The 20944-nt window shown below is 39.9% G+C and carries 17 protein-coding genes; 2 read left to right on the top strand and 15 right to left on the bottom strand.

The genetic code is table 11. The features are described 5' to 3' along the window. Window positions 1-107 precede the first annotated feature (107 nt). A complete protein-coding gene (locus E7Y33_RS07055; protein ID WP_129313212.1) occupies window positions 108-1556 on the top strand; it encodes an alpha-amylase in 1449 nt (482 codons plus the stop codon). Window positions 1557-1642: 86 nt separating this feature from the next. Here the strand turns inward: E7Y33_RS07055 and alaS are convergent, their stop codons facing one another. The 15 genes from alaS to budA form a co-directional block, all read right to left on the bottom strand. Next, window positions 1643-4261 carry an alanine--tRNA ligase gene (gene alaS / locus E7Y33_RS07060; protein ID WP_139690054.1) on the bottom strand — a complete coding sequence of 873 codons (2619 nt, stop codon included), beginning with the start codon at window positions 4259-4261 and terminating at the stop codon, window positions 1643-1645. Between the two features lie 21 nt (window positions 4262-4282). Beyond that, entirely contained in the window at window positions 4283-4768 is a 486-nt protein-coding gene (locus E7Y33_RS07065; protein WP_139690055.1) for an LURP-one-related/scramblase family protein, read from the bottom strand. A 274-nt stretch (window positions 4769-5042) separates the two neighbouring features. Next, on the bottom strand, window positions 5043-5294 hold the full coding sequence (locus E7Y33_RS09580; protein WP_139690056.1) for a hypothetical protein: 252 nt from the start codon (window positions 5292-5294) through the stop codon (window positions 5043-5045). Between the two features lie 383 nt (window positions 5295-5677). Next, window positions 5678-6253, bottom strand: coding sequence for a hypothetical protein (locus tag E7Y33_RS07075; protein ID WP_139690057.1), 576 nt, complete (start codon window positions 6251-6253; stop codon window positions 5678-5680). 47 nt (window positions 6254-6300) lie between these two features. Continuing rightward, a complete protein-coding gene (locus E7Y33_RS07080; RefSeq protein WP_139690058.1) occupies window positions 6301-9207 on the bottom strand; it encodes a type I restriction endonuclease subunit R in 2907 nt (968 codons plus the stop codon). A 10-nt stretch (window positions 9208-9217) separates the two neighbouring features. Continuing rightward, on the bottom strand, window positions 9218-10552 hold the full coding sequence (locus E7Y33_RS07085; protein WP_139690059.1) for a restriction endonuclease subunit S: 1335 nt from the start codon (window positions 10550-10552) through the stop codon (window positions 9218-9220). Continuing rightward, window positions 10545-12722 carry a type I restriction-modification system subunit M gene (locus tag E7Y33_RS07090; RefSeq protein ID WP_139690060.1) on the bottom strand — a complete coding sequence of 726 codons (2178 nt, stop codon included), beginning with the start codon at window positions 12720-12722 and terminating at the stop codon, window positions 10545-10547. The genes E7Y33_RS07085 and E7Y33_RS07090 overlap by 8 nt, the downstream gene beginning before the upstream one ends. Then, on the bottom strand, window positions 12723-12911 hold the full coding sequence (locus E7Y33_RS07095) for a helix-turn-helix domain-containing protein (protein ID WP_272914043.1): 189 nt from the start codon (window positions 12909-12911) through the stop codon (window positions 12723-12725). It lies immediately after the preceding gene. A gap of 164 nt (window positions 12912-13075) precedes the next feature. Then, complete coding sequence (locus tag E7Y33_RS07100; protein WP_139690061.1) at window positions 13076-14146, bottom strand: ABC transporter substrate-binding protein; 1071 nt, start codon at window positions 14144-14146, stop codon at window positions 13076-13078. Beyond that, window positions 14143-14916, bottom strand: coding sequence for an ABC transporter permease (locus tag E7Y33_RS07105; protein ID WP_084864894.1), 774 nt, complete (start codon window positions 14914-14916; stop codon window positions 14143-14145). Before E7Y33_RS07105 ends, E7Y33_RS07100 begins: the two co-directional genes overlap by 4 nt. Further along, window positions 14913-15719 carry an ABC transporter permease gene (locus E7Y33_RS07110; RefSeq protein ID WP_139690062.1) on the bottom strand — a complete coding sequence of 269 codons (807 nt, stop codon included), beginning with the start codon at window positions 15717-15719 and terminating at the stop codon, window positions 14913-14915. The genes E7Y33_RS07105 and E7Y33_RS07110 overlap by 4 nt, the downstream gene beginning before the upstream one ends. After that, complete coding sequence (locus tag E7Y33_RS07115) at window positions 15700-16857, bottom strand: ABC transporter ATP-binding protein (RefSeq protein WP_000742901.1); 1158 nt, start codon at window positions 16855-16857, stop codon at window positions 15700-15702. Before E7Y33_RS07115 ends, E7Y33_RS07110 begins: the two co-directional genes overlap by 20 nt. Before the next feature lie 159 nt (window positions 16858-17016). Further along, window positions 17017-17922: a UDP-N-acetylmuramate dehydrogenase gene (murB, locus tag E7Y33_RS07120; protein ID WP_139690063.1), complete on the bottom strand. Its 906-nt coding sequence runs from the start codon at window positions 17920-17922 to the stop codon at window positions 17017-17019. Window positions 17923-18033: 111 nt separating this feature from the next. Then, the gene (locus tag E7Y33_RS07125) at window positions 18034-18786 is read right to left on the bottom strand and encodes a YhfC family intramembrane metalloprotease (protein ID WP_139690064.1); all 753 of its coding nucleotides are present in this window, start codon (window positions 18784-18786) and stop codon (window positions 18034-18036) included. A gap of 9 nt (window positions 18787-18795) precedes the next feature. Further along, complete coding sequence (gene budA, locus E7Y33_RS07130; RefSeq protein ID WP_139690065.1) at window positions 18796-19527, bottom strand: acetolactate decarboxylase; 732 nt, start codon at window positions 19525-19527, stop codon at window positions 18796-18798. A 145-nt stretch (window positions 19528-19672) separates the two neighbouring features. On the opposite strand from budA, the gene E7Y33_RS07135 reads away from it, so the two are divergent. Beyond that, on the top strand, window positions 19673-20944 hold the full coding sequence (locus E7Y33_RS07135; protein WP_139690066.1) for an aminotransferase-like domain-containing protein: 1272 nt from the start codon (window positions 19673-19675) through the stop codon (window positions 20942-20944).

Consider the following 20944-nt stretch of genomic DNA (forward strand, 5'->3'; position numbering starts at 1 on the left):
AAAATAGACAAAAACAGAAATGAGTATAGAATCTTGCGCAAACGTTTGCCTAGTTCTAAACTTTATGGTAGAATAAAACACAACATTGATAAGCAAGAGGAAAAACAATGCAAAATCAGACACTTATGCAATACTTTGAATGGTATCTGCCTCACGACGGCCAACACTGGGCTCGACTGACAAATGACGCAGAGCACCTAGCTCATCTGGGGATTAGCCACGTCTGGATGCCACCTGCCTTCAAGGCAACCAACGAAAAAGACGTCGGCTATGGTGTTTACGATCTTTTTGACCTAGGCGAATTTCACCAAAAAGGAACTGTCCGTACCAAGTATGGGTTTAAAGAAGACTATCTTCAAGCCATTCAAGCCCTAAAAGCACAGGGAATTCAACCCATGGCCGATGTGGTGCTCAATCACAAGGCTGCTGCCGATCATATGGAAGCCTTTCAGGTTATTGAAGTGGACCCTGAGGATCGTACCGTTCAACTAAGCGAGCCCTTTACTATCAATGGCTGGACTCACTTTACTTTCGATGGTCGCCAAGATACCTACAATGACTTCCACTGGCACTGGTACCACTTCACAGGTACAGACTACGATGCCAAACGCCGTAAGTCTGGTATTTACCTGATCCAAGGAGACAATAAAGGTTGGGCAAATGAGGAATTGGTCGATAACGAAAACGGTAACTACGACTACCTCATGTATGCTGACCTAGACTTTAAGCATCCCGAAGTCATCCAAAACATCTATGACTGGGCTGACTGGTTCATGGAAACGACTGGTGTAGCTGGTTTCCGCTTGGATGCCGTTAAGCACATTGACTCCTTCTTTATGGGCAATTTCATCCGTGATATGAAGGAAAAATACGGTCAAGATTTCTATGTTTTTGGTGAATTTTGGAACCCAGACAAAGAAGCCAATCTAGACTATCTCGAGAAAACAGAAGAACGCTTTGATCTTGTCGATGTTCGTCTCCACCAGAACCTCTTTGAAGCCAGTCAAGCTGGAGCAAGTTACGACCTTCGTAACATTTTCACAGATAGCTTGGTTGAACTCAAGCCTGACAAAGCAGTCACTTTCGTTGACAACCATGATACCCAACGAGGACAAGCCCTTGAGTCTACTGTTGAAGAATGGTTCAAGCCAGCAGCCTATGCCCTCATTCTATTACGCCAAGATGGTCTTCCATGTGTCTTTTACGGAGACTATTACGGCATTTCAGGGCAATTTGCTCAACAAGATTTCAGAGAAGTTCTTGATCGTCTCCTAGCCATCCGAAAAGACAGGGCATATGGGGAGCAAACAGACTACTTTGACGATGCCAACTGTATCGGTTGGGTTCGTTCAGGTGCTGAACATCAATCTCCAATCGCTGTCCTCATCTCAAATGACCAAGAAAACAGCAAATCTATGTTTGTCGGGCAAGAATGGGCTGACCAAACCTTTGTTGACCTCCTTGAAAATCATCCAGCACAAGTTACAATCAACGCTGAAGGTTATGGAGAATTTCCAGTAGCAGCGGGTTCAGTCAGTGTTTGGGCAACAAAATAAACCTATCAGTTACAAGTCAAATCCAAGCGGATTTGGCTTTTTAAGTAGGCAAAAAGACCTACCCAAATGGATAGATCTTTATTGTCTTACAATTTACCTGCTACTGCATCCAAGAGTTCTTGAATTTTCGCTTGGTTGCTTCCTCCTGCCATGGCCATGTCTGGTTTACCACCACCACGTCCATCGACGATTGGAGCCAATTCTTTGACAAGATTTCCTGCATGCACATCTTTTGTCTTGCTAGCTACAAGAACATTGACTTTGTCACCGATAGCGGCAACTAGGACAAGCACATCAGAGTAGTCTTTTTGTTTCCAGTTATCCGCAAAGGTACGAAGGGCACCGGCATCTGATACAGAAACTTGACTAGCAATGTAACGGTGTCCGTTGACTTCCTTCACATCCTTGAAGACATCACCTGCAGCTGCGGCTGCGGCTTTTTCCTTCAACTCTGCATTTTCTTTTTGCAATTGGCGGAGTTGCTCTTGAAGTCCTTCGACTTTGTGAGGTACTTCCTTGAGTTGAGGTGCTTTCAAGGTTGCTGCTACTGCTTTCAGAGCATCTTCTTGTTCGCGATAAGCTTCAAAGGCTTCCTTACCAGTTACTGCCAAGATACGGCGAGTTCCTGATCCGATTCCTTCTTCTTTGACAATCTTGAAGAGGCCAATCTCAGAAGTGTTGCCAACGTGGGTACCACCACAAAGCTCAATAGAGTAGTCACCGATGGTCACAACGCGGACTTCTTTACCATATTTCTCACCAAAGAGGGCCATAGCTCCCATTTCTTTAGCCGTGTCAATATCTGTCTCAACAGTTTCCACTGCGATGGCTTCCCAGATCTTCTCATTGACTTGTTGCTCAATAGCACGCAATTCTTCTGGAGTTACGGCTTGGAAATGGGTGAAGTCAAAGCGGAGGAATTCTACTTCATTAAGTGAACCTGCTTGAGTTGCATGGTGGCCAAGGATATTGTGAAGGGCCGCATGGAGCAAGTGAGTCGCCGTATGGTTCTTCATGACACGGTGACGACGGTTGGTATCGATGGCCAATGTGTATTCTTGGTTCAAAGCAAGTGGTGCAAGAACTTCAACAGTATGAAGAGCTTGGCCGTTTGGTGCTTTTTGAACATCTGTCACAGTAGCCACGACATTTCCAGCAGCGTCCAAGATTTGACCGTGGTCCGCAACTTGTCCACCCATTTCAGCGTAGAATGGAGTCTCTGCAAAGATAAGAGAGGCAGTTCCTTCAGATACAGCTTCTACTTCAGCATTGTCCGCTACGATAGCCACCAACTTAGAAGGCAATTGGCTGGCATTGTAGTTGAAGACACTTTCCACTGTAATGTTTTGAAGGGTTTCATTTTGCATTCCCATTGAGCCACCTTTGACAGCTGACGCACGCGCACGTTCTTGCTGCTCTTTCATGGCAGCTTCAAAACCTTCACGGTCAACAGTCAGACCCGCTTCTTCAGCGATTTCTTCTGTCAACTCTACTGGGAATCCATAAGTATCGTAGAGTTTGAAGACATCTGAACCAGCGATGACAGATTGACCTTTTTCTTTCAAGTCTGCTACAATGCTTTGGGCAAAGTGTTGACCTGAGTGAAGGGTACGGGCAAATGACTCTTCCTCACTTTTAACGATTTTCTCAATAAAGTCACGTTTTTCAAGCACTTCTGGGTAGTAGCTTTCCATGATTTTTCCAACAGTTGGAACGAGTTTGTAAAGGAAAGGCTCGTTGATACCCAATTTTTGACCATGCATGGAAGCACGACGGAGAAGACGACGAAGTACATAACCACGACCTTCATTTCCTGGAAGAGCGCCATCACCGATGGCAAATGAAAGGGAACGGATGTGGTCAGCGATGACCTTGAAGCTCATGTTGTCGCCATCTTGGTCGTAGACCTTACCAGATAATTTCTCAACTTCACGGATGATCGGCATGAAGAGGTCTGTTTCAAAGTTTGTCTTCGCCCCTTGGATAACTGCCACCAAACGCTCCAAACCAGCACCCGTATCAATATTCTTGTGTGGCAATTCCTTGTACTCACTACGAGGTACAGCAGGGTCTGCGTTAAATTGTGACAAAACGATGTTCCAGATTTCGATGTAACGGTCGTTTTCGATATCCTCTGCAAGCAGGCGAAGACCGATATTTTCTGGGTCAAATGCTTCTCCACGGTCAAAGAAGATTTCTGTATCAGGTCCAGAAGGTCCTGCACCGATTTCCCAGAAGTTGTCTTCGATTGGAATCAAGTGGCTTGGGTCCACTCCTACTTCAATCCAGCGGTTGTAAGAATCTTTATCATCTGGATAGTAGGTCATGTAGAGTTTTTCAGCTGGAAAGTCAAACCATTCAGGACTTGTCAAAAGCTCATAAGCCCAAGTGATAGCTTCATCACGGAAGTAATCCCCGATAGAGAAGTTCCCCAACATTTCAAACATGGTATGGTGACGCGCAGTCTTCCCTACATTTTCAATATCGTTCGTACGGATGGCTTTTTGGGCATTGGTAATACGTGGATTTTCAGGGATAATGGTTCCGTCAAAGTATTTCTTAAGGGTTGCTACCCCAGAGTTAATCCACAAAAGAGTTGGGTCATTTACAGGAACCAAGCTGACTGATGGTTCTACAGAGTGGCCTTTGCTTGCCCAGAAATCTAGCCACATTTGGCGTACTTGAGCACTAGATAGTTGTTTCATAATATCTCCTTATTTACTTGTTTAATTTGATTGGCTTTCCAGCATTTCCACATAGTCAATCGCGACACAGAGGGAAATAACTAGGTCTGCATAAGAGTCTTCATAGACGGTTACGGTGTAAGTCGAGGTTAAATGAAAAATCTCTTTCCGAATCTCAGCAATCACTTGGTCACGATCATCCAGCAATTTGAAATTCAAATCCCAGATATTGCCCTCGATACGAAGCCCCAGATTATCAAACTCATACTTATCTCGAAAGAAAGTAAACTTCTTACGAATGACGAAATTTGACCCGTCCCGTAGCTGAATGTTAAAGCGAGGAAGCAAGGTGAAAAATTCTTTACTGATTTCACTGACCTGCTCACCATAGGCGTCATAGATGGTAAAGGTCTTAGGAATTTGGAAGAAAGATCCCTCCACCTGATAGTTCACTACTCCTCTATCATCCTTAATATCGAAGCGTTCGCCCCCAAGACGAAACTTTTGTTTCACGAGAAATGTCTTCATAAACACCTCCAAAAATCAAAAGACAAGTCCATATCACGAAGGGCGAAAAACCGCGGTACCACCTTCATTCAATGAACTTGTCATTCTCTTAATCTTATGCAATTGTCTGATTGAGTAGCATGATTTCCTAGCTTAGATGGCTCGCAGCACCGCCATTTCTCTGGACTAAGACAAGTGAAAATCAATTCTCAACTTTCTTATTATATCGTTTTTTGAGTTCTGCGTCAACTGGGAATCGTCTCCGTTGAATCAGACCAATTCCCTGTATCTTTGATTACTTTTTCAGAATATATTTTTTCTTACTGCTATCACTCTTTTTATCCCAACTTTTATCCCAAGTTTTCGAATTACTAAAGACAGCTACGAAAATATTTGCAAATATAAAGTATCCTATCACCAAATGTATGGAATCAGTTGTTAGGTATTGTCGATCCAAGCCATCCTTTAAATGGAGTAGCATAGCTATTTGGTTAACAGTCAAAAAGGTTGGCCAAAAACTTTTTCTGAAAAATGTAGACATTTTCATTATTTGTTACCGCTTTCCATATAGATAAATTTAGTATACTATTAAGCAATATAATAAGCAAATAGAATAGAAAAAGATAGAGCTGTAAAAATTGTCTTCTACCCCATGGTATGAACCATGAAGTGTTATCAATGCTGTATTGTTTCTAGTTCTTAACATTTTGAGAACTGGCCATCTTTACGAGCTTTCTTAAGACCTAGTTTGATAGATAAGGGTTTTACTACATTTCAAAATTCCTCTATGAAAGAAATTTGTAGAATTTCTATACTTAAAAAGTGTACCATATTGAGTGAAAAGGAGAAACATATATTCTATAATTTATTAGCCGCTTTTAAATAATAATTACTGTTTCTCACAGTATTATTTAATAAGGTAAAAATAGTCTAATTTTTGAAATCTAATTTCTGACAATTTGAAATAATTTCTTCCCAATTATTTGCTGATTTAATGATTTTACATATTTCTGGGTATTTGAGTTTTGTTTTAAATTCACTAAGGGTAATATTTGAATTTTGTGTCATTGTTTCCCAATACTTATCAGCTCCAAGCAAGCCTTTCTTTATCCCTTTTTTATGAAATAATTCATCTTCAGCTTTAACTATATAATTATAAGCATCTTTTAAAACCGATTCTGGTATTTGTACAATCTCTGCAATCCACAGAATCAACTGAGGGCATCTAATGCCATAAAATTTGCAGTCTTTAATGAATTCCTTATCGATGTTATTTTCTGCATTGTCAAATTTAACTGCAAAAAATGCTTGTTCAAGATGAAATTTTTGTGATGGATTAGGTACATTTTTATGTCCAAAATATCCTTCAGCATTTTGGCCATATCCCATAAATGATAATTTATCCGCTAAAAATTCACATTCATTAACATCACTTAAATTAATTAGAGAATCTGGAATATGCTTAAAATTCTTATTGATTATTGTTTGAAAATCTTTTTGTTTCATTTTTCTCCATCCTTATCCTGCATCGTCTGCTATATTGTCAATACCTGTTATCTTTTCTGTTTTTTCATTATCTCATCAAAAATCATACCACTTAGCCATTCACTGAAATCGGAATTATTTGTCCATTGCCCAAATAATTCCATATTATCCAGCATGATTATTCGAAAGACATCACTTAATGCTGTTTTATACTCCCGTTTAATATTTTCTATATCTGAATTTTTTAAAGCATTTCTAAACTTATCATTTTTCATAACCATATCTGGTAACTCTTTAATTTGACGAGCGACATTATCCTTATCTTTCCATTCGATATTACCATAGACATCATTAAAAGTCATAATGATATTTTCAAGTGAATCTAGTTCTAATTGTCCTTTTCTACCTGTACCAATACCTAACCCTTCAACAGTTCCATCTTCATCCTCTAAAATGATATCCATTGTTTTTTTCTTTTCCAAACGGTAGCTTTCCAAGTCAATAGAATCCAAGATCCCCTGTGAAAAATCCTCACCTTTAGGTGTTGGTAGCCGATGAATTAACTGCTCAAAGAAAATGACTTTCTTTTCCCATTCCACTTGACCAATCGGAAGAATGGAAGCTATAAAATTGTAGGTTCTAATGAAAGATTTAACTCCACTCTTGAACACTACTTGCTCTTCCTCAGTTAATGCATTATATCGTTCTACAACTGTATCAATGATATTATCAATCATATTTCTTGAACAATTTTCTAGGAATAGTTCTACAACTTTATCTACTTCATCCTCCTCATAAACATACATTCCATCAAGCATACCTAACATATTATAAAGTTTATTTGGGTCAGTTTCTTCTTCCAATTTCGTTTCACGATAATAAGGTTGGAAAGCTTCTTGAATGTGTTCTGGTTTATTTGCAAAGTCAATCACACAAGTATCAATTTTATATTTAGCACTTCTATTCAGACGAGATAATGTTTGAACAGCCTTAACATCATTCAACACTTTATCAACATACATGGTATGAAGAAGTGGCTCATCATATCCCGTTTGATATTTATCCGCAACAATCAAAAATTTGTACTTATCTTCTTTAAATCGTTCTGGTGTTTCTTTATCCGAAAATCCATTCAAACTAGTTTCCGTAACAATCTTACCTTTGTACTCTTTTTCTCCTGAAAAAGCAATTACTGCCTCAAAACCTGTGTTCGAACGTTTCAATATATCGCTAATAATTTGATAGTACTCAATTGCACGAAGAATACTTTGCGTGATAATCATCGCTTTTGCTTTTCCATTTATTTTTGGGGCAACCGTAGTCAGAAAATGATTAACCATTACTTCTGCTTTTTCACGAATCGGAAACTCTTGCCCCTCAACATAGTTTCGGATTTTATATTGGGATTTCTTTTTATCAAAATCAGGATTGCTTTCTATAGTTTTATAGACCTTATAATAGTTTTCATAATGCGTATAGTTCTTTAAAACATCTAAGATAAAACCTTCTTCAATTGCTTGTTTCATAGAGTAGAGATCAAAGACACTGCCAAACATTTCAATTGTTTTAGCTTTTGGAGTTGCTGTAAAGGCAAAGAAGCTCGCATTCTTGGGCATCTTTCTTGCTTCAATGAGTTCATTCAAATGATCTTCCATATCTTTATCATCTGTCGAAAGGCCTCCTGAGACTGCCATATTGAGAGAAGCAGCAGCTTTACCACTTTGAGAAGAATGAGCTTCATCAATGATAATCGCAAAGTTTCTTCCTTGTAAGTCTGTTCCAATCTTCTCTAGGAGATAAGGAAACTTTTGTACAGTGGTAATGATGATTTTTTTACCATCCGTCAATAAATTTTTCAAATCTGTCGATGTATTAGCATGACCAACAATACTCTTCTCATCAATAAACTTACGAATATTCGCTTCAATTTGCTTATCCAAATTCAATCGGTCTGTCACAACAATCACAGAGTCAAAAGCCTTCTTATCATCATAGCTCACTTCTACAAGACGATAAGCAAGCCATGTGATGGAATTACTCTTTCCGCTACCGGCACTATGTTGAATCAAATAACGGTTCCCAACACCATGCTCTTTTACATCCTCTACCAATCGAGTCACTGCCCGATACTGATGATAACGTGGAAAAATCAGTGCCTCAGTATGTTTAACTTTATCCACTGAAACATAAGCGAAGTCACGAACGAGACTTGTTAACGTCTCTTTCTTCAAGAACTCTTTCCAGAGATAGTCTGTCATAGTCCCTGATGGATTGACAGGATTCCCAGACCCTCCAGCTTCTGTTCCTTTGTTAAAAGGCATGAAACGAGTATTTTGTCCATCTATCCTGGTCGTAAAGCTGATGAAGTTCTCATCAACTGCAAAATGCGCCATACATCGTTTGAAGGTAAATAATGTTTCCTTAGCATCACGGTCATTCTTGTATTGTTCTTCAGCGTCTTTATATGTCCATCCTGAGCTAGAGGCACGACTCTTAAGCTCCATTGTCATAATTGGCAAACCATTGATCATAATCGCTAGATCCAACTCCAACCCTCGATTCTTGTCAGAATAAGTCAGTTGGTTAGTAACGGCAAAGATATTAGTCTTAAACTCTTCGTATGAGCTTTGTCGCTTAGGATCTAATGCATGATAAAAGATAATCGTTCCTGATGAAGGGTAACACTTAATTCCGTTTTTAAGGACAGATACAATTCCTTCCTTACGAATTTTATGATCGAGTTGCTTGAAGAATTTATCCTTCCCATCTACTGTATCGAGAGATAAAATCTCATACTCACTTGGTTGTGATTTCTGAATAAACTCTAACAACCTCACTTCATCAAATGCATACTTGCGATTATAAGCATCTTTCATCTCATTATTATCAATATAGATATATCCGTTTTTCTCCACAAGATAATCAATAATATTCTTTTCTAACTCAGCTTCCATTTTAGTATCCCATATTCCCATAAGGTACCTCCTATTCTTCGATTTCTTCTTCGCCTGTTGAAACACTAATGCCTACTTTTTCATAAGATGGAATGACAACATTGCGAACATCTATCTTACCTGTAACCACTTCGGAGATGAGGGAATGTTTGAGGGATTCCAAGTTAGATATATTTAATTGAATGCTTCTCAATAAATTTTCAGTTTTTTCTGTAATCGAATCTAACGTAATAACCATATCAAATTGTTGTTCCAAATTAGGAATTTGTACTTTTGTAGCCTTTAGAATGGATTGAGTAATACTAAATACTTTTATACCTTTAACTTGTTTTCTAACTTGTTCTCTCCAAGTTTCACTTTCAAAATAATAAGCAAGATATTTAGAATTAAAATTCTGTTTTCTTTTACCCACAATAGTATGATATCCTGCGTAAACTTCTGTATTTTTTTCTTCGAGAAAAGAAAAATTTCCGCATCCAATTAAATCTTCAGAGGTATCAGCAAAAATGAAGTCTCCTTGCTCCAAGATAGCTGATTTAGATATTGAAACATCATCACTCTTTTCCAATCCCTTTAATCGTTTATCATTGGATATAAAACTAAACCTAAATCCTCGATGAATTTCTCCATAGCTAATACATCTTATTCCATTTTCCCCTAAATTTTCTTTAGTAATACTCAACCCTTTCCCAAAAGAAAATATTTCTCTTAACGGAATGAATGGATCCACCAAATTATTTATAGCGTTATCAATAAATTTTTGTTTGTAAATTTTTAACTGAGCAGTTTTTTCTTTCTCCACAGCAATCAACCGGTCAATCTCATTAATTTTCCAGTCCAGATAAGCAGCAATTTGCCTCTGTTCTAATAGAGGAGGAAGAATTACTTTTTCATATTTTAACATCTGCATTGGCACTCGAAGCCTATGGTCTAAAATTCCCTTTCCCAGAACTCTAAAAGATTCATAGAAAGGTTTAACTTGAAATAAATAGTTCAGATAGTCTATATTATGCTCACTTTCATTTATCAGGCGTAAAACATAATAAACCTGACTTAATACACCTTTATATTTTGACTTACCTAATGATCCAATCATCATGTTCATCGAATTAAAAACCATATCATTCGGATAGACTATCTTATAACTTTCAATATTTTCTGAAGCCTTATTACCAACATTGCCTTTTTCTGTATAAGGTATAACTCCTCTGTTCTTCATAACAGACAAAATAAACTTAATGTCTCCATTTTGATTTATTTCTTTTCTCTCTTCAAAAACATGGGAAATAGGAGCGACTGCCCAATGCTCTGGCACTTCCTCCAACCAAGGTAAATCTACTTTTTTATACCGTTCGTACTTATTCATACAATCCCTCCAAGACGCTTGCCATCATACTATCTGTTTGTTTTTCTAATTCTTTGATTCGAGTAATAATGATTTCGACACTTTCTAATTGTTTTGGTTTGTAGAAGTACTTGGTGAAGTTTATCTCATAACCAATTTGTGTCTTTTCTGTATTGACAAAAGCATCTGGATGATATGGTAGCACTTCTTGTGCGATAAAAGCATCGATACCGCCTTCATAGGTTAACGGGATGTTTTCTGTATCTGTCAAATTCGTATCAATTATAACATTACCTTTACTGTCTGTTTGTACCTCCGCTTTTTCATCAATGATAAGGATATTGTCTAACATGCCTGTTGATAGTGCCTTTGTTAAGCTAGCACCTTTGAGGCTATAGGCTTTAAGAGCTTTAGTGAATTTCTCCTTGAATTTAGCATAGTCAAGGTAAAGATTTTCTCGCTCAAGAGATTTTAATACATCCCAGTATGCCTTGATATTCTCGGTATTTTTGAGTTCTGAAAGAGCGCCTTTCGTATCTTTAAGTCCACTCTTGGATAATTTATCCTTATCGAGGTTGCCTTCTAAGGCACCGACTGCTGTTAATGTCGCTTCTAATTGTTGAAGATTCGCTTGATTGCAAAGAACAGCTTGTCTAAGCGGGCGCTCCACTGTCACCTTGTAGTATCCAAATTCTTCATTATTGAAAATTTTGGAGTACTCACTTTCTTGGAAGTTGAGGTATTCATCAAGAATGAAAAGACGATCCTCTTCTGAGAGTTCACAGTTTTTCTTACCAAGGTTCTTCCGTAAGGACGTCTTAATACTTCTAGCATCAATTAGTTGGATTTTGCCTTTACGTTTTTCTTCTTTACGATTGTTGAGAATCCAGATATGCGTTGTAATTGGTGTGTTATAGAATATATTCTCTGGCAACTGAATAATAGCTTCGATAAGATCTTCTTCAATCATATACCGACGGGCATTACTTGCTCCACTGCCTGCATCACCGGCGAAGAGAGCTGAACCATTATGAACTTCAAGAATGCGAGAGCCTAATTCTGTCTCTTTCATCTTAGATATATTATTTAACAAGAATAGCAACTGTCCATCACTGACATCTGGAAGCATACGGAAGTCTTCTTGTTCTTTGTAAGATTTGACAAAACGTGAATCCATCACACTTTTTTTAGCTTTATCGTCTGTTCCTCCACCCAAGATAGTGAGATCTGTTTTCCAGTTCTTCCCATAAGGTGGATTCGAGAGCATAAAGTCAAAGTGCTCACCCGAAGTTTGGTCATAAGATAGGGTTGAACCATAGAAAACTTTATTTGCATTGGTGTCCCCACCCTTGATCAGCAAGTCGGCTTTAGAGATAGCATAAGTTTCTGGATTGACCTCTTGTCCAAACATGTGAATTGATAGAGATTTACCTGTTTCTTGAGCAAAAGTTTGAAGTTTTTCTTCTGCTACTGTAGCCATTCCAAGTGTTCCACAGGCCCCATCATAGATAGAATATGTCCCATCTTTCAACTTATCAAGAATCGGTACAACAGCGATATCAGCCATCAATTCAATAACATCACGAGGAGTAAAGTGTTCCCCAGCTTCCTCGTTATTTTCCTCGTTAAACTTACGAATCAACTCTTCAAAAAGTGTTCCCATAGCATGGTTATCTAACCCTTTTTTTATCACTTCACCTTGTGAATTCAATTCATCATAAGGACTAAGATTTAATTCTGATGATGTGAATTTTTCAATCACAGAACCTAGAATGCCTGCTTCTGTCATCTTGGTCAGTTGATTATTGAAATCAAACTTTTGTAAGATCTCCTTTACATTTTCTGAGAATCCATTCAAATATTCCTCAAAATTTTTCTTAAGATTTTGACGGTTTGTTTCGTGTTTTAAATCTTTCAGCTGAAATTGTGATGTGTTGTAAAATGGCAAGTTCACAGCTGTTGCCAATGTTTTTTCAACATCCCATCCTTCTTGTTCTGCTGTCTCTTTAATTTTCATAATATTCGCTTTTTCTTTTTCGATAATAGTATCAAAACGGCGAATAACAGTCATGGGAAGAATAACATCCCGGTATTTTCCTCGAACGTATACATCTCGCAAACAGTCATCTGCAACAGACCAGATGAAACTAACAAGTTTATTGTACTCCAATGCATTATATGAACTATCCATTTAATTATCCTCCAAATAAAATTTTTCAATCGTAATGATATCTCCAATATCACTGTCTAGTTCCCTACAAATTTTTCCAAGAAGTCCTAGAAAAACAGACTCCCCTTTTACCATTTTTGAAATAGTTGTTGGTGAGATCCCAGTTTTATCCATTAAATCTTTCTTTTCCTTATTTTTATCAATTAATATTTTTCACGAGACATTGTAATTAAACTTCATGTTTCATTATCCTAACTACATATTCTAATATTTTAAATATAGAATATCATATTTCGTAAATAATCGCTCATAAAAAATTACTTTCTATTTTCACAAAAACGAACCAGCTTGACTGATTCGTTTCGTTACTATCACTACTTCCGATACATTTTAAACTGTAGGAAGAGGTCGCTGTATTTTCCTGTCCATTTATGATCAAACTTCTCATAAACTTCCAAGTGTTTCATAGTATCAGCGTCTGGATAGAAGGATTTGTCCTCACGAGTCTCCTCTGGGAGCATTTCCTTGGCTGGTAGGTTTGGTGTTGAGTAGCCTACATACTCCGCATTTTTCAGAGCATTTTCGGGTTTCAGCATAAAGTTGATAAAGGCATAGGCGGCATCTTGGTTTTTCACGGTTTTTGGAATGACCATGTTATCAAACCAGAGATTGCTGGCCTCAGTCGGAACGACATACTTGAGGTTAGGATTTTTCTCCAACATCTGGCTGGCTTCTCCAGAGAAAGTCACACCGATAGCAGCGTTGTTCTGAATCATGTAACCCTTCATCTCGTCCGCCACAATGGCTTTGATATTTGGAGTCAGTTTGTAGAGCTTGTCTACCGTTTCTTCCAACTGTTGAGGATCCTTGGAGTTAAGGCTGTAACCGAGCGAGTTAAGCCCGAGTCCCAGCACCTCACGCGCCCCATCAAAGAGCATGATGGAATCCTTATATTCTGGCTTCCAGAGGTCATCCCAATGCTCAGGCGCCTCCTCTACCATGGTTTCATTGTAGACAATTCCCAAGGTCCCCCAGAAGTACGGGATGGAGAATTTATTGCCCGGGTCAAAAGACTGGTTGAGGAACTCTGGTCCGATATTCTCGATGCCTTCAATTTTTGAATAATCAAGAGGAACCAAGAGATCTTCATCCTTCATCTTGTTGATCATGTACTCACTTGGGATGGCAATATCGTAGGTCGTTCCCCCTTGCTTAATCTTGGTATACATGGCTTCGTTGGAGTCAAAGGTCTCATACTGGACTTGGATTCCTGTTTCTTCTGTGAATTTCTCCAAGAGTTCGGGATCAATGTAGTCTCCCCAGTTGTAGATAACCAGTTTTTGACTATCTCGACTGTTGATTTTACTATCTAGATGATGAGCAATTCCCCACAAGACAAGGATAATGGCTACAATTCCTGCTAAAAATGAATAGAGTTTTTTCATGCTTGCTCCTCCTTCTCACGTGAGATAAAGTAATAACCAACAACCAGGATAATACTAAAGAGAAAGACAAGTGCAGACAGGGCATTGATTTCTAGCGAAATCCCCTTCCGAGCGCGAGAGTAAATCTCGACTGACAGGGTTGAAAAGCCATTTCCCGTTACGAAGAAGGTCACAGCAAAGTCATCCAGCGAATAGGTGAAGGCCATGAAATAACCTGCAATGATAGACGGAGTCAGATAAGGAAGCATGATTTCCTTAAACATCTGAAACTGGCTGGCTCCCAAGTCATAGGCCGCATGGATCATGTCATCATTCATTTCCTTGAGACGAGGCAAGACCATCAAGACCACGATTGGGATGGAAAAGGCCACATGACTAGATAGGACCGTCAAAAAGCCAAGTGAAAACTTCAGCTGGGTAAAGAGAATCAAGAAGCTGGCACCAATCATAACGTCAGGCGCAACCATGAGGATATTATTGAGTGATAGAAAAGCTTCTTGGTATTTCTTACGAGACTGGTAGATATAAATAGCACCAAAAGTCCCGATAATGGTCGCAATCAAGGCTGACAGAAAGGCCAAGAAAAAGGTTTGGGTGAGGATCAACATGAGACGGCCATCCCCAAACATGGTTTGAAAATGGTTCAAGCCAAAACCAGTAAAGCTGTTCATATCATCGCCAGCATTAAAGGCATAGCCAATCAAGTAAAAAATTGGCAAATAGAGGATGATAAAGACAAAGGCTAGGTAGAGATTGGCAAATTTTTTCATCGTTCTCTCCTTTCCTTGGTCACCCACATGGTGAGAAACATGGTCAGGATGAGGATCACACCGATGGTAGAACCCATACCGTAGTTATCATTTGTCAGGAAGTTCTGCTCAATGGCTGTCCCCAAGGTGATCACGCGGTTCCCACCAATCAAACGTGTCAGCATGAAGAGACTCAAACTTGGGATAAAGACGGATTGAACTCCACTTCTCACACCGTTCATAGACAGAGGGAAGATGACATGACGGAAAGTCTCCCACTTGGTTGCACCCAGGTCGTAACTAGCATTGATGAGATTGTTGTCCATATCGTCCAAGACATTGAAAATCGGCAAAATCATAAAAGGAAGCTCGATGTAGCTTGCGACAAAGATAAAGGAGAAATCCGTAAATAGCAACTGTTGCGAACCGATTCCGATAAATTCCAAAAATTGGTTAATAGAGCCATTCTGACCAAAAATCCCGATAAAGGCATAGGCCTTAAGGAGCAGATTGATCCAGGTTGGCAGAATAATCAGCATAAGCCAGAGTTGACGGTGCTTGAGACGGGTCAAAAAGAGGGCTGTTGGATAACTGATGAAAAGAGTCACTAGGGTCACAATCCCCGCATAGAGTACAGAATTGAAGCTCATCTTAAGATAGGTCAAGTTTTGTGACGCAAAGTAAGATTTATAGTTTTCTAAACTAAACTGGCCTTCAATGTTGAAAAAGGATTGCCCAAAAATCAAGACCAAGGGTGCGAGAACAAAGAGGACAATCCAAAGCATGTAGGGCACTACAAAGAGTTTAGAGGTTGTTTTCTTCATCTCTTTCCTCCTCGATCGCGTTAATCAGACCTGCTTCTTGCTCTTCGATTTCTACGTATTCTTCAATACGAGCATCGAACTCTTCTTCAGTTTCATTGAGACGCATGATATGGATGTCTTCCGGTTCAAAGTCCAGACCGATTTCCTCACCAACGATGGCCTTACGAGTTGAGTGGATCATCCATTCATTTCCAAGCTCGTCATAGGCGATAATCTCGTAGTGAACACCACGGAAAAGCTGGGTATCCACCTTAACTTGGAGCTTGCCTTCTTCAGGAAGGGTAATACGCAAGTCTTCTGGACGAATAACAACCTCAACAGGTTCATTTGGCTTCATCCCACCATCGACCGCTTCAAAGCGTTTGCCGTTAAACTCGACCAAGTAGTCCTCAATCATGGTTCCTGGCAAGATGTTGGACTCACCGATAAAGGTGGCAACAAAGTGGTTGATTGGCTCGTCGTAGATATCTACAGGAGTACCAGACTGGACGATTTCCCCATCATTCATAACGAAAATCCAATCACTCATAGCCAGAGCTTCTTCTTGATCGTGAGTTACAAAGACAAAGGTAATGCCCAATCGTTGTTGCAGTTCACGCAATTCGTACTGCATGTCTGTTCTTAATTTCAAATCTAGGGCTGATAGAGGCTCATCTAGCAAGACCACACGAGGTTGGTTGATGATGGCACGGGCAATAGCCACACGCTGACGTTGTCCTCCAGAGAGTTTACGGATAGAACGCTTCTCATAACCTTCCAACTGAACCATCTTGAGAACTTCCGCTACACGTTGCTCGATTTCTTTCTTGTCGATTTTACGCAAGCGGAGTGGAAAGGCAACATTTTCAAACACATTCATATGTGGAAACAAGGCATAGGATTGGAAAACAGTATGGACGTCTCGCTTGTTGGTTGGGATGTCGTTGATCCGTACCCCATCCAGCAAAATATCTCCTGTCGTCGCATCCAGTAAACCTGCAATGATGTTCAGGATGGTTGATTTTCCTGAACCAGATGCGCCCAAAAGAGTGTAAAATTTCCCTTCTTCTAACTCAAAGTTAATGTCTTTGAGAACCTTGGTGTTGCTGTCTTCAAAAACTTTAGAGACGTTTTTGAATTCAATAATTGGTTTTTTCAATTGTCATAAATTCCTTCTTTTTCATAAATTAACAGATCATGGCTCTGTCAGGCCGCTACTACCTCGTGTAGGAGATTAAACTGCCTACATACATCTTCACTGACGATAGGCTTTCACCCCCTTTACAATGGTTATAGCAGCAGCTTTTCTACCCCAACCTTATTCCTTCTCACCCAAGATTCGGACTTCTCTTTCAAGAGTGACACCTGAGTGTTCCTTGACTTTTTCGATAACAGATTGGATCAAGTCTTCATAGTCTTTGGCCGTTCCGTCAGCAACATTGATCATGAAACCTGCGTGTTTTTCAGATACTTCCACACCACCGATACGATAGCCTTTCAAGCCAGCCTCTGAAATCAACTGTCCTGCAAAATGCCCCACTGGACGCTTAAAGACTGACCCACATGATGGGTATTCTAGAGGTTGTTTGAGTTCACGTAGGTGCGTCAAGCGATCCATTTCTTGCTTGATAACCTGATGATTTCCTGGAGCTAAGGCAAATTTAGCTGACAAGACAATGGCCCCAGAATCCTGAATAGCTGAATGACGGTAACCAAAAGCCAAGTCCTTGACTGACAAGGTCTCGATTTCCCCTTCCTTGGTCAAAACTTGACAAGACTGCAAGATATGAGCAATCTCTCCTCCGTAGGCACCCGCATTCATAAAGACAGCTCCACCGACGCTCCCTGGAATCCCACAAGCAAACTCAAAACCAGTCAAACTATGACGGAGGGCAATACGTGTCGTTTCAATCAAGTTAGCTCCAGCTTCTGCTTCGATGGTATAGCCATCAACCGAAACGTTATTAAGCTTATCACACAAGATGACAAAACCACGGATTCCACCTTCACGAACAATGATATTGCTGGCATTCCCAAGCACCATCCAGGGAATATTCTCTTGATTGGCAAATTGGACGACACGGGCCATCTCATAGCGATTGCGTGGCAAAACTAGATAATCCGCTCGACCTCCTACCTTTGTATAGGTATAGGTCTTCAAAGGTTCCTTAAAACGAATATCGATTCCTTCTAGGATTTCAAGCATTTTTTCTTTTACTGACATGTCACTCTTCCTTTTTCAAAATTCATTCCATTATACCATTTTTAGAGACATTTGACGACCATAAAAAGAGCTTGTTTTATCTTTACATAAAAAAAGAGGTCACCCCTCTTTTTATGATTTTTTCCAAAATGTAGATTTGGTTAGCCAGATAAAGACTAAAAGTTCTGCGAGAAGAATGAACTCAACTAGAAGCGGATTTGCAATCCAGCCCACTTGAGATAGAGCTGGAGCCAAGTCAAACAAGGCGTGCAAACCATAGGCAGCAAAGAGATAGATCCATTTCTTTTGGCTAACACTTTGGTAAACCCAGATGGAAAGACCGATTTGGAGAACTAGGGCAAGTACACGCTCAACTCCTAGTAAATAAACCTGCCATACAGAAAGAGACTGAACCATTTCGAGTGTAGTCTTTGGAAGAAGATTAGCCACATCAGTATTTGAAGACTGGATGACTGAAAAGAGGATCAACAAACCAATCAAGCTTCCCATTCCGAGATAGAGCATCTCCAAGCCCCCATGTCCCAAACCATAAGCCAAAGCATCTCGATCTTCTAGCTTTCTCTTTTTCTCCAACCATTTAAAAAAGACAAGGCGAGCTGTTTCCTCAAAGAGGGCTGCCATGGCAATCCCATAAAGGACGTATAAGAAAGGCTGCTCCTGCATAAGCGGAATGGTTCCATCTTTTTGCGGATGGAGTATCAGAAGGTGAACCATCTTCTCTAACACTTGAGAAGAAACAAAAAATGCGATTGCCCCCAAGCCCATCACTGCAAGAGAGATTTTAAACCGTTTTTTGGCATACCAAGTTCCACCTACTAGAATGAGAACTAAAGCGATCATGGTAAGGATAATATGTACTGTCATCTTTTTCTCCTATTCTGACTTATCAATATCTTTCTTCATCTCGTCAACGTTAAATTTGGCAAATAAATACTGGCGATCTTGGACTGGAAAACGTTGGTCCAACTGGTCGACTGCCCCAACCTCAATCATTCCTTCTTTGATAACAAAGTCCATCACATGACCACCAAAGGTCAAGTCATCTGAGATAAAATGCAAATGATAGCCTGCAACACTCACCCCATGGAAAATCTCCGGTGTCCAAAATCCAACAATAGTTCCCGATACATTTTCACGGCTATATTCAGGTTGGTGTGTCGCGACATCAGCAAACTTGGTATCAGGTGTGGATTTGGGAATCATCCGTACGTGCATTTGTGAAAATTCGCCATGAATCTTGATGGAACGAAAAAGATTTTCCCCATCATAGTAGGACTCAATTCGCTTTTCCAATTCCCTGTCCGTCATCTCAAAGCGCTGACGAAAAATCACTTCTGCTTGATGAGGGACCACTGCTGCATAGGGAATAAGAGCATCCGCTGCCACCTCGACGATTTCAGGCGTTTGACCAGATCCCTTGGCTTGATAAGCCTTGCCATCAAGGACAATCAACTCTCCATCAATCGAATCAAGGGTTCCCAAACCAAGGTCACCATGCTCCAGCAATTCTCCCACTGTCATGGTTCCGCCATAGAGACCAGCCATTAGGGCACCTAGAGTATTGTATTGAAATAATTTTACCGGTTCCTGCACTTTTCTATCCATTCTCTTTCTTATCTTCTTTTCAATGAATCATTATACTTTCTAAGTATACCACATTTGCTCCTAGTTGTGAAAGGGAGAAATGCTTTTCCCATTGCAAAGGAGGCAAAAAAAAGGTACAATGTAACAAAATCAACGGAGGTCTGGAATGAAGAAAGAAAGTAAATACCAAGCAGTCGTTTCCTTTCTCAAAAAAGGTATCGAATCAGGAAAATTTCCAACAGGTAGCCGGCTTCCCTCCATCCGTCAACTGAGCCAAGACTTCCACTGTAGCAAGGACACTATCCAACGAGCCTTGCTGGAATTACGCCATGAACAATACCTCTATGCCAAACCCCAAAGTGGCTACTATGTTCTGGAACAAGGACAGCACCAAGACTTGGAAATCGAAGTCACTGACGAACATGCCAGTGCCTATGACGACTTCCGACTCTGCGTCAACGAAACCCTGATAGGTCGAGAAAACTACCTCTTCAACTACTATGATAACCAAGAAGGCCTTGAGGAACTCAGACAATCTGTCCATCAACTTCTTTTCAACCAAGCCCTCTACTGCAAACCCGACCAACTGGTTCTAACATCTGGTACCCAGCAAGCTCTCTTTATCCTTTCTCAGATTAACTTTCCGAGCGAGGGAGAGGAGATTTTAGTCGAACAACCGACTTACCACCGAATGAATCGTCTCTTGGTCGCTCAAGGATTGGCCTACCAGACCATTGAACGCCGTATTGATGGCATTGCCCTTGAAGAACTGGAAAAACAGTTCAAATCTGGGAAAATCAAGTTTTTCTATACCATTCCTCGCTTCCACTATCCCCTAGGTCATTCCTATTCTGATCAGGAAAAAAAGGCTATTCTGGATCTAGCAAACCAGTATGGTGTTTACATCGTAGAGGATGACTATTTAGGGGACCTAGATCCTAGGAAGGGCCAAACCTTCCACTATCTGGATACTGAAGATCGGGTCATTTATATCAAGTCCTTCTCAACCAGTCTCTTTCCAGCCCTTCGTATTACCGCTCTCATTCTCCCAAATGCCCTAAAAGAGGCCTTTGTTTCCTACAAAAATATCCTGGACTATGACAGCAATCTCATCATGCAAAAGGCTCTTTCTCTTTACATTGATAGCCAGTTATTTGAAAAAAATCGACTGGCCAGACTGAGCCTTCAAGAGAACTATCAGGTTCAGATTAAGGAAGTGCTTGAAGAAAACTCCTGTCCCTTGCCCCACTATCCTCTACACGATGGCCTTTTGCTTGATTTGAGACACTATCCTAAGATTGCCAGTTTGAAACACAGCTCACTCAAACTAGACTTTTTTGAGAAAGCTTATTTGGAAGCCTGTCCTTATCAGTTCGCCAAAGTCACTCTTGAAAATCTAGAAGAGCTATTAGAATACATAAAAACAGAGTTGGATTAA

Origin of the sequence: Streptococcus oralis (assembly GCF_006175905.1) — a bacterium.
GTDB classification, from domain to species: Bacteria; Bacillota; Bacilli; order Lactobacillales; family Streptococcaceae; genus Streptococcus; species Streptococcus oralis_BG.